The sequence below is a fragment of the Flavobacterium plurextorum genome (assembly GCF_002217395.1).
Lineage (GTDB): Bacteria > Bacteroidota > Bacteroidia > Flavobacteriales > Flavobacteriaceae > Flavobacterium > Flavobacterium plurextorum.
In genome coordinates this window covers 31,565-42,554 of record NZ_MUHD01000050.1, presented here as the reverse complement: position 1 = coordinate 42,554, position 10,990 = coordinate 31,565, and the positions used below count along the sequence as shown (strand labels likewise).

6 protein-coding genes are annotated in these 10,990 nt (G+C 35.4%); all 6 read left to right on the top strand.

The window, feature by feature from the left end; genetic code table 11:
* The first annotated feature begins 501 nt into the window (after window positions 1-501).
* The 6 genes from B0A81_RS20915 (at window position 502) to epsC (ending at window position 10,955) form a co-directional block, all read left to right on the top strand.
* Complete coding sequence (locus B0A81_RS20915) at window positions 502-3,687, top strand: SusC/RagA family TonB-linked outer membrane protein (RefSeq protein WP_089059811.1); 3,186 nt, start codon at window positions 502-504, stop codon at window positions 3,685-3,687.
* A gap of 34 nt (window positions 3,688-3,721) precedes the next feature.
* Window positions 3,722-5,194, top strand: a complete 1,473-nt coding sequence (locus B0A81_RS20910) for a RagB/SusD family nutrient uptake outer membrane protein (protein WP_089059810.1) — start codon at window positions 3,722-3,724, stop codon at window positions 5,192-5,194.
* 201 nt (window positions 5,195-5,395) lie between these two features.
* The gene (locus B0A81_RS20905; protein WP_089059809.1) at window positions 5,396-7,096 is read left to right on the top strand and encodes an amidohydrolase; all 1,701 of its coding nucleotides are present in this window, start codon (window positions 5,396-5,398) and stop codon (window positions 7,094-7,096) included.
* A gap of 173 nt (window positions 7,097-7,269) precedes the next feature.
* Window positions 7,270-8,436, top strand: a complete 1,167-nt coding sequence (locus tag B0A81_RS20900; protein ID WP_089059808.1) for an LLM class flavin-dependent oxidoreductase — start codon at window positions 7,270-7,272, stop codon at window positions 8,434-8,436.
* Between the two features lie 20 nt (window positions 8,437-8,456).
* Entirely contained in the window at window positions 8,457-9,890 is a 1,434-nt protein-coding gene (locus B0A81_RS20895; RefSeq protein ID WP_089059807.1) for an APC family permease, read from the top strand.
* Between the two features lie 252 nt (window positions 9,891-10,142).
* Window positions 10,143-10,955, top strand: a complete 813-nt coding sequence (gene epsC / locus B0A81_RS20890) for a serine O-acetyltransferase EpsC (protein WP_089059806.1) — start codon at window positions 10,143-10,145, stop codon at window positions 10,953-10,955.
* The last annotated feature ends 35 nt before the right edge of the window (window positions 10,956-10,990 follow it).

Genomic DNA, 10,990 nt, shown 5'->3' with positions numbered 1-10,990 from the left:
TTTTGGTTTTTATTATATTAAATTTAACTTTGTCTATAGAATTAGTAGAGTTTAAAACTATAAACAACTGTATTTTGAAAACAACCGTTAGCATATCATCTTTTATTCTTCCTAAAAAGTATACCTATAACACTTTTCGTTATATGTGCTTCTGTTGTTAATTCTTCATAAACATTTCGTTTTCAATTGTTTTTTCCACAAAACCTTAAAAACGATTTTCTTAAAACCTTAGGTTTCTTGCTGACATAATTTAATCGCTTTGATTCAATTTTTTTTGCATCAATAAGGATTACTGTATCATAACCATAAATCATCAAAATAATAACTAACACCAACAAACATGACGAAAAACAACCATTTCAACTACACGTAAACACGTTTCTGCGGCAACAGAAATGAGACGGAATTAAAGAATATTTATCACTAAAATAAAAGAATGAAAACAAGGGTTTAAACGAACCTCTTTGTGCATTTTTTAATTACAAAAACCTATTACCAAGAATGAAAAAAAGTACAAAACTTATTTTATGGATTAGCATTTTGTTTATCTCAGTTGGAATTAAAGCTCAAAACACAGAGCCTACAATTCAATCTAAACTAAATGGAACCATAGTAGATCAAATAACCAATCAGCCTGTTATAGGTGCTTCTGTAAACATTAAAGGAACCACTCACAGCGTAGAAACAGATTTAGACGGAAAATTTTATTTTCAAACAGGTCAAAAATTTCCTTACACATTACAAATCAGCTATATCGGATATCTTTCTAAAGAAGTTGTAGTAGACGGAAGTCCAATTGTAATCAAACTGACGGAACAAGTCGAGAAATTAGACGAAATTGTTGTTGTAGGATATGGAACTTCGGCAAAAAAAACCTTTACAGGTTCTACTGCAAAAATCGACGCCAAACAAATAGCAAATCGTCCTGCACAAAGTTTTGACCAGTTATTGGGCGGTCAAGCATCTGGACTAAATATTGTACAGCCAAGCGGTTCGTTAAACAATACTCCAGTTATTAGAATTCGAGGAATAAACTCTATAACCAGTTCGTTGTATCCGCTTATTATTGTTGATGGAGTAACTGTATTTACAGGAACTGCAGGCGGAGCAATTGGCAATAATCCATTGTCAGATATTAATCCGAATGATATTGAATCTATCGATGTTTTAAAAGACGCATCGGCGGCGGCAGTTTATGGTTCGCGTGCAGCAAATGGAGTTATTGTAATTACTACTAAAAAAGGAAAGAAAGGAAAAGTAAATATCAATTATGATGTTTGGGTAAGCTGGAATAAGGCCAATAATTTACCAAAACTTTTAAATGCTCAGGATTATGTAACCATCAAAAATGAAGCTAGAACAAATGCGGGACTTACACCTGGTTTTGCTCTAGGACAAAATGCGGATGGATCTACGCAAGAAACCAATTGGTATGATGTTGCTTATCATACAGGAGTTTCTCAAAACCACAACTTAAGTTTTTCTGGTGCTACAAATTCTACCAACTATTTTGTATCGGCTAACTATTCCGATCAAAATGGTATTTTGAAAACAAACGAATTTAAGAGACAGGGAATTCGACTAAACTTTGAACAAAAGGTAACTAATTCGTTTATTGTAGGAACTAATTTCTCGTATAACAACACCCTGAACTCAGGACCAAATTCTGGTTCTTCGACTCCTAATTCTGTTGCTTCTTCATCGGGAAATAGTGTTAATACACAATACATAGGATTACAGCCGCTTGGAAGACTTACTTATATTTTGCCATCAAACGTTTCAGTTTATAATGCTGAAGGTTCATACAATATAAATCCAGCCAACGGAAATATTGGATACGGTCCAAATAGTCCTTCATTAGGCGTTTTTAATGCTTACAACCTGCAGACGATTTTAGATTTAGACAAAAATACTTCTGAGAACAATACTTTTATCGGAAGTGTTTATGCGGAACTTGAAATCCTTAAAAACTTAAAATTTAAGACTGTTTACGGCATTAATAATTTTGTTGTCGAAAACAAAGAATTTAGAAACCCTTACAGCGGTGACGGTTTTTCAACCAAAGGAGGAGCTACCAATTCGAACACAAAATACCAAAGATCAAACTGGACAAATACGCTTACCTACTCTATTGTATTTAACGAAAAACATAATTTAAAAGCGCTTTTAGGACAGGAAAAAAATGTTAGAACAATTGATGGATGGGGAGCAATAAAAACAGGACTTACAGATCCGTTTTTTACGAGTTTTCAAGGCGGATTTACAACTATAACCCCAGGCGTTTCTGTTCAAACTGAAAATGTACTGCTTTCTTATTTCAGCAGTATTGCTTACGATTATGACAAAAAATATTTATTGAATCTTAACTTCAGAAGAGACGGATTATCAGCATTGGCAAGCGGCAATAAATGGGGGAATTTTGGAGGTGCTTCTGTGGGATGGAATATATCTGAAGAAGATTTTTATAAAAACTCGTCTATCAAAGAAGTGCTGAATGCGTTTAAAGTGCGTGCCAGCTACGGAATTGTGGGTAACAGCGAATTGAACGATTATGCTTCGCTATCACAATATACAGCAGGAACTTATGCAGGAGTGCCTACTCTTAACTTCTCTCAATCTGGAAATTCTAACTTAAAGTGGGAAACCAGCAAAAAGTTTGATTTTGGAGTTAATTTGGCTTTATTCAATAATCGTATTACTATTGAAGCAGATTATTATAAAAACAATATCAACGATTTAATTTTAAATGCTCCTCAAGCGTTATCACAAGGAATCCCAAATAACTCTATTGCTGCAAACGTAGGTTCTCTTTACAATAAAGGTTTTGAACTTACTGTGAATGCGAATATTATTGATGATAATGATTTTCAATGGAATGCGAGTTTGAATTTATCTACGATCAAAAACAAAGTTACTTCTCTTGGAGGATACGGTGATATTTATCCGACAGCTTTAAGCACTTTCGGAATCCAGAATATTACTAGAGAAGGTTATTCTGTAGGTTCTATTTTTGCGGTTCCAACAACTGGCGTAAATCCTGAAAACGGAAACCGAGTTTATGTAAATGCAAATAATGAAGAGGTGCAATACAATGCACTTACAAAGGCTTTTACCTATTTAAACGGCACTGCAGCTCCTGCAATCGACAACTATCGTGACGGCCGCATTCAAGGCCCGTCTTTGCCAACTTATTATGGTGGTTTGAACAATAATTTGTCTTATCGAAATTTCGATTTAACGATTGGACTTACTTTTTCTGGAGGAAACAAATTGTACAACGGTACACGATCTACTTTATCAGATCAGCGCTTTTTTAACAACGGAACTTTCATAAAAGACCGCTGGACAACACCAGGACAAGTTACCGATGTTCCAAAGTTAGTGTATGGCGACAGTTTTTCTGGAGGTTTCTCATCAAGCAACTCAGCTTATGTTGAAGACGGATCGTATTTAAAACTTAAAAATATCATTTTAAGTTACAGAATTCCAGTTAAAAATGAATTGATTAATAAATACATCTCATCTGCAAAAGTATATGCTCAAGGATCAAATTTACTGACTTGGACTAAATACAGAGGTTCAGATCCTGAGATTTCAATAAACGGAAATTCAATTAATTCTGGAAAAGATCAAAACGTGCCAGCCAACTCATCTGTGTTTACATTAGGTCTTAATGTAGGTTTCTAGGCGCTAATTAATTATACCATTAAATAAAAACATCATGAATTTCAATTATAAAAATTATAGAAAAAGCATCACAAAAGCCTTTATTATTACTCCATTTATAGCCCTATTATTGGCAGGATGCAGTGATGATTCTTTAGATACGGTGCCGGAAACAAGTATTTCTACGGAAACTGCTTTTAGCACGCCTGCAAAAATTTTAGCACAGGTAAATGGACTTTATGCGCAATTCAGCAATCCGTCATTGTATGGCGGCCGATTCATTATTTTTAATGAGCAGCGAGGAAATGAATTTAGCCAAAATGACGGAAACAACTCAACTGGTGCCAATGTTTGGAATCAGTCTATAACCTCATCGGGAGATTTTGTAAACTCTGTTTGGAGTGTTGCTTATACGGCGATTAATTTTTCGAATATTCTAATCGATAATTTAGCAAATACAACTGTTGTTACCGATGATTTACGCAAAAATTATATTGCTGAGGCCAAGTTTATCAGAGCCATTTCGTACTTGAGTTTAGTGCAGACTTATGCAAAACCTTACGCTCAAAATAGTGCTGCGCCAGCGCTTCCGCTGCGCTTAAAAGGAAACACATCTGGCGGACTTAATGACTTTGCTTTTAGCTCGGTTTCCGATGTTTACACTCAAATACTAAAAGATCTTGACGAAGCCGAAGCCGATTTGCCAGAAAGTTATTCAACCGCAATTCTTAACGCTTCGAGAGCACATAAAGCCACAGCGATCGCCTTAAAAACAAGAGCCTATTTAAGCAAAGGCGATTATGCAAAAGTAGTTTCGGAAGCAAGTAAAATTGTACCGCAATCGGCACCATTTCAATATGTATCAGGAAGTTTAACGCATCGCTTAGAACCCAATATTGCAACTGTTTTTGGAGGTCTTTACGTAGGCAGCGAAGCCCTATTTACCATTCCGTTTACAACTGCCGCAGAAGCACCGGGTTTACAAAGTGCTCTTGGACCAAATTATTTAACTCCAGTTCTTTATTTTAATAGTGCAGGAATTATTGCAAATGATGTTTTTGCCTCACCAACCTCAACAGATGCAAGAAAAGCTCTAGTAATTACCAATTCAACTGGTCAGAAACTGCTAAACAAATTCAAGAAAAACAGCGCTCCTTTTACTGATTTTGTACCTGTTATTAGATACGCCGAAATCATATTAAACTATGCCGAAGCCGCGGCGCAGAATAACAATCTTCCTTTGGCTAGAACTTTATTATCTGCTGTACGAAATCGTTCTGATGCTTCTTATGTTTTTACAACTGGTGTTACGACAAAAGACGAATTGATTGCTACTATTTTAACGGAAAGAAGAATAGAATTAGTTGGCGAAGGATTCCGTACACCAGACTTATTACGACGTGTACAGACTCTTCCAGGAAAAACAGGAAATGCAGGTGTAGCTCCAGAAGTGCTGCCAACAGCAGGCAATTATGTTTGGGCAATTCCTAGTAACGAATTGGCTTATAATAAACTGGCGCCGAGATAAAATAGTACAACCGCTAAGTACAATTAAAAAAAAAATTAACACATAGAAACATAGCATCAAACTTTTAGATAAGGGAACAAAAAGAAGTGAAATGCCAATTTCAACAGAGCAAAATCTATATTTCTATGTGTTAAAAAATATTTGAAGTCAGCAGATTACTATTGACTTTATCAAAAAAATAAAAACATAAAAAATAACGAAATGAAAAATAATTTTAAATATCTGGCTTTAATCTTCGCTTCGACGATTATTACCGCTCAACAAAAAAATACCGCTGATAAGGTTTTTATCAATGGAAATATAATCACTGTTGACGCCAAAAACAGCACAGCACAAGCCGTTGCAGTAAGTAATGGAAAAATTCTGGCAGTTGGCAGCAATAGCGCAATTGAGAAACTGAAAGACAAAAAAACAATTGTTGTTGATTTAAAAGGCAAAACTGTGGTTCCCGGGTTTATTGACGGACACAGCCATTTTATGGGATTGTCAAGATCGACAACCGTAAATGTAGGTTCACCGCCAATGGGTACAGTTAAAAACATTGCCGATTTGGTAAGTCGTATTCAGGATTTTCAGAAGCAAAAAAATATCGCTCCAGGCGAATGGATTGATGCCTACGGATACGATCAAGATCAATTAGAAGAAAAAAGACATCCCAATAAAGAAGATCTTGATGCTGCTTTTCCTAATAATCCCGTAACGATCACAAATATCAACGGGCATATGTCTGTTTCAAATTCTTATGCTTTAAAAATTTCAGGAATTGATGCAAGTACTCCAAACCCAGCCGGCGGTGCCATCGAAAGAAAAAAAGGCACTAACGAACCTACAGGTTTATTACAAGAAAATGCCAGCAGATTATTAAAGAGACCTGCAAAACCAGCACCATCTTTAGAGGAGCAGATAAAAAGCTTAAATGAACAGCAATTATTTTATGCAAGTAACGGTATTACCACAGCTCAGGACGGATATACAAGTTATGAGTCACTGCAATTATTGCATAAAGCAGCCGAAAAAAATGCTTTGTTTATTGATATTGAAGCTTTGCCCGGTTATCCAACTTTAGAAAAGGTACTAGAAAATCCTGATTTTAAGTTTGGTGTACTAAAAAATCACTTAAAACTAGCAGGAACAAAAATGATTGCCGATGGTTCTCCTCAAGGTAAAACAGCTTTTTTTAGTAAATCATATTTAGTAGAAGTGCCAGGTTGTAATCATGATCAATGTACAGGTTTCCCAAACATTACACAAGATCAATTTAATGACCTTGTAATTAAAGCTTTTCAAAACAATGTTCGTCCGTTTGTGCATTGCAACGGAGATGCGACCATAGATATGTATTTAAAAGCAATCGAAAATGCCAATAAATCTTTAAATACAAACAGTAATGATCGCAGACCCGTAACTATTCACTCACAATTTGTACGTCCAGATCAATTAGACAGCTACAAAAAACTGGGTATAATTGCCGCTTTATTTAGTAATCACGCCTTTTTTTGGGGAGACGTACACGTTCGCAACTTAGGTCCAGAAAGAGCAAACTTCTTAAGCCCATTAAAAACAGCAATTAAAAAAGGAGTTGTCGCTACAAACCATACTGATTATCCTGTTACACCGCTAAACCAATTGTTTTTGTTATGGACTTCTGTAGAAAGAAAATCACGTTCTGGACAAGTTATTGGTCCTGACGAACGCCTTACTCCTATCGAAGGTTTACGCGCTATTACTATAAACGGAGCATATCAATATTTTGAAGAAAACAGCAAAGGTTCTATCGAAACTGGAAAACTAGCCGATTTAGTAGTTCTTTCTGATGATTTAACAAAAGTTGAGCCTTCTAAAATAAAAGACATAATTGTTTTGGAAACGATTAAGGAAGGAAAAACAGTTTTTAAAAAATAACCATTTAAAGCTTAAAAAAATGAATCAGATCAACATTAATCCTGCGCCAGCTGTATCAATGAGAACACCAAAAAAGTCTTCTGAATTTTTCTGGTTTAGTGAAACTGATACAGTAAACTCACAAGATAAAAAGAATACAAAAATAAAAAAGGGCTTAAAAAAGAAGAAAAAAAATGATTGAGGGAAAAATTGAAACTGTCGCTATAAGAACACCCGAAAGAGTCGCAGAGATTTCTTGGTTTAATGATATTATTGGCGGTGATACAGAATATTTAGGCGTTCTAGACAATGATCGTCGAAGCAGCTACGAGCATTGCCGTGACATTACGCTGGAAGCAGAAAAATTAGGTTTTAGCAATATTTTATATCCATCTGCTTATACTGTAGGTCAAGACGGATTGGCTTTTGCGGCAAGTGTTGCGCCCGAAACCAACAAGATTACATTTTTGCTCGCAATTCGTACCGGCGAAGTACATCCACCTATGTTAGCGCGAGCCATTTCTTCGCTGGATCATATGCTGAAAGGAAGATTGATTTTGAATATCATAAATTCTGATTTACCTGGAACACGCGAAGATCCTAATGTAAGATACCAAAGATGTTCTGAAGTAATTCAGATTTTACAGCAAGGCTGGACACAAGACCGAATCTCTCACAAAGGCGAAATTTATCAGTTTGATCTGCCTTCTGATCCTGTAAAATCATATCAGCAAAATGGTGGTCCGTTATTGTATTTTGGAGGAACTTCACCTGGTTCCAGAGCTGTTTGCGCCAAACATTGCGATGTGTTTTTGACTTGGCCGGAATCTGAAGAATCGATGTATGCCACTCTTAAGGAAATGAGCGAACGCGCTGCTGCCGAAGGAAGAACTATTGATTTTGGATTAAGAATACATGTAATTGTTCGCGAAACACAAGAAGAAGCAAGAGCTTACGCGAAAAAACTGATTTCAAAGTTTGACGAAAAACGAGGTTTAGAAATTAGAAGCCGCGGTGAAGATTCACGTTCTCTAGGCGTTTTAAAACAAGACGAATTAAGAGAAACGGCTGACGACGATGGTTATGTAGAGGATATTTTATGGACAGATATTGGTAAAGTTTTTTCCGGCTGCGGAAGCGGTCTCGTAGGAAGTGCTGATCAAATTATAGAAAAACTAAATCGCTATATGGATATGGGTTTTCGCTCTTTTATTTTCTCAGGATTTCCTTTAATTGAAGAAGCCAATTATTTTGCAAAACTAGTTTTACCACGTTTACCAAATGCCTCTTTACCGCATTTGCAAGGAAGAATTCCGCAAGAAACACCTACAACACCTTTAACCAATGCTGAATTGGTTTAGTTATAAAAATAAAATTTAGAATGTCTGAAATAGAAAAAAAACAAGAATACAAAAGAGAACTCGGTCTTGCCGATGCAGCCTTATTGGTTGCCAGCGGAATGATTGGTTCTGGAATTTTTATTGTAAGTGCTGATGTTACCCGAAACGTGGGATCAGCAGGATGGCTTATTTTAGTTTGGCTCATTGGCGGTTTCATGACTTTGATCGCTGCGGTAAGTTATGGAGAATTAAGCGGTATGTTTCCTAAATCAGGAGGTCAATATGTTTACTTAAAAGAAGCCTACAATCCGCTTGTGGCATTTGTTTACGGCTGGAGTTTATTTACGGTTATTCAAACAGGAACAATTGCCGCGGTTTGCGTTTCGTTCTTTAAATTTCTGGCTTACTTTTTTCCGTTTTTTAGTGAAGATTTGATTGCTTTTAGAATTGGAGAATCATTTACAGTATCTCCGGCACAGCTCTCCTCTATTGTCTTGTTATTTATTCTGACTTACATAAATACCAAAGGTGTAAAACTTGGAAAAGTGATTCAGAAGTTTTTTACGGGAACTAAGTTAATCAGCTTATTAGTATTGATTATTTTCGGATTTATATTTTTCAAACCCGAAATCTGGCAGGCAAACTGGACAAATCCGTTTCATTTACAAAAGCTAAATCCTGATGGTACTTTTTTACAATATACGAATACACCAGCTTTTTGGGGCGCAATAGCTTCGGCATTAGTGGGAACCGTAATTAGTTACGACGCATGGAACAATGTAACTTTTGTATCTGACGAAATAAAAAATCCAAAACGCAATATTGGTTTGAGTTTACTTCTAGGAACTGCAGTTGTAACCCTAATTTATGTTTCATTAAATGTAATGTTTACCGCAGTTTTACCTGTTGAAGCCATTGGAACGCCAGAAAAAGACCGCGTTGGAATTGCTGCGGCGCAGGCTATTTTTGGTTCAAGCGGTACTTCGATTATTGCCTTAATGATTTTAATTGCTTCGTTTGGTTGTGCTAACGGAATGATTTTATCGGGCGCAAGAGTTTATCAAAGTATGGCAAAAGACGGTTTGTTCTTCAAAAAAACAGCGATTTTAAACAAACATTCGGTTCCTGCAAATGCACTTTGGATCCAGTTTTTTATGGCAGTAATTTTGAGTTTAAGCGGACGTTACGGCAATTTATTGGACATGATTTCTTTTGTTGTGGTTTTGTTTTACGTTATCACTATTGCTGGAATTTTTGTGCTGCGTATTAACAAACCTAAACACGAACGTCCTTATAAAGCTTTTGGATATCCGTTTTTGCCCGCCATTTATATTCTTTTAGGATCAGCTTTTTGCATTTTATTAATCATTTACAAACCTACTTACACTTGGCCTGGATTGATCATTGCAGGAATTGGAATACCTGTTTATTATATAAGAGAGAAATTTTCGACACCAAAAAAAACAACGCTTTAACCGTTGGATGTAATTATTTTAAAACATAAAAACATAGATTTTATGCCTAGCGAAGGAGACAAAAAAGAAATACATTTCTTTTACATAACTCCTTATGTTTATTTTAAATAAATGAAACACTTTTTTTAATCTATGCTTCTATGTGTTTTAGAATTTTTATAACAACAGATTAATTTAAAATGTTTTAAAAGTACAAATTCAGATTAGTTGATTTCTCGTAAATGTTAGTTACTAACCAAAAAACACTTTATTATGAATTCATTTTATCAAGAAATAGCAAAACAGCATCAGGAATTACTAATACTTCCAGAGAAGAAATTAATACATCTATTTATTGATGACTTATTTGTCATTTTGTTTTCAAATACGTCAAAATCACACGAATCTGAAGCTACAATTAAATACAAATTCAATCAGCTTAAAAAGCGTTTTGATGAATTGGTTCAAGATTTTTCGCAAAAAAAAGATCATGATAAAGAGCAGACACTGACTTTTTTTAATGCCATACCGCATTTGCATAAAAAGACGATAAACGATGCTTTAAGCATTTTTACAAAAGATCCAGCCGCAAAATCGCTGGAAGAGGTATTGTATTCTTATCCCGGTTTTTTTGCTATTGCGATATACCGCTTTTCACATCAATTATGGAAACAGGATTTAAAACTTTTGGCGAGAACTATTTCAGAATATGCGCATATTAAAACCAGTATAGAAATTCATCCAGGCGCACAAATAGGAAATGATTTTGCAATTGACCACGGAACTGGAATTGTTATTGGCGAAACCACAATTATCGGCGATAATGTGCAGCTGTTTCAAGGTGTTACGCTGGGCGCTTTGAGTGTAAAAAAAGAAGATGCTTTTATTAAAAGACATCCAACTATTGAGGATAATGTCATTATATATTCGAATAGCACCATTTTGGGCGGACAAACTGTTGTAGGAAGCGATTCGATCATTGGCGGGAATGTCTGGCTTACTTATACTGTCCCGTCAAATTCAATAGTATATCACAAAAATGAAATTAAAATAAAAGACAACAATGCGATCGTATTTAGTGAGTAATCGATTCATAAACACTGTATATCAATAATTTAAAA

Excerpts from the sequence above, each read along its gene's own strand:
- B0A81_RS20915 (WP_089059811.1), top strand. The coding sequence starts at position 502 with ATGAAAAAAAGTACAAAACTTATTTTATGGATTAGCATTTTGTTTATC.
- B0A81_RS20910 (WP_089059810.1), top strand. The coding sequence starts at position 3,722 with ATGAATTTCAATTATAAAAATTATAGAAAAAGCATCACAAAAGCCTTT.
- B0A81_RS20905 (WP_089059809.1), top strand. The coding sequence starts at position 5,396 with ATGAAAAATAATTTTAAATATCTGGCTTTAATCTTCGCTTCGACGATT.
- B0A81_RS20900 (WP_089059808.1), top strand. The coding sequence starts at position 7,270 with ATGATTGAGGGAAAAATTGAAACTGTCGCTATAAGAACACCCGAAAGA.
- B0A81_RS20895 (WP_089059807.1), top strand. The coding sequence starts at position 8,457 with ATGTCTGAAATAGAAAAAAAACAAGAATACAAAAGAGAACTCGGTCTT.
- epsC (WP_089059806.1), top strand. The coding sequence starts at position 10,143 with ATGAATTCATTTTATCAAGAAATAGCAAAACAGCATCAGGAATTACTA.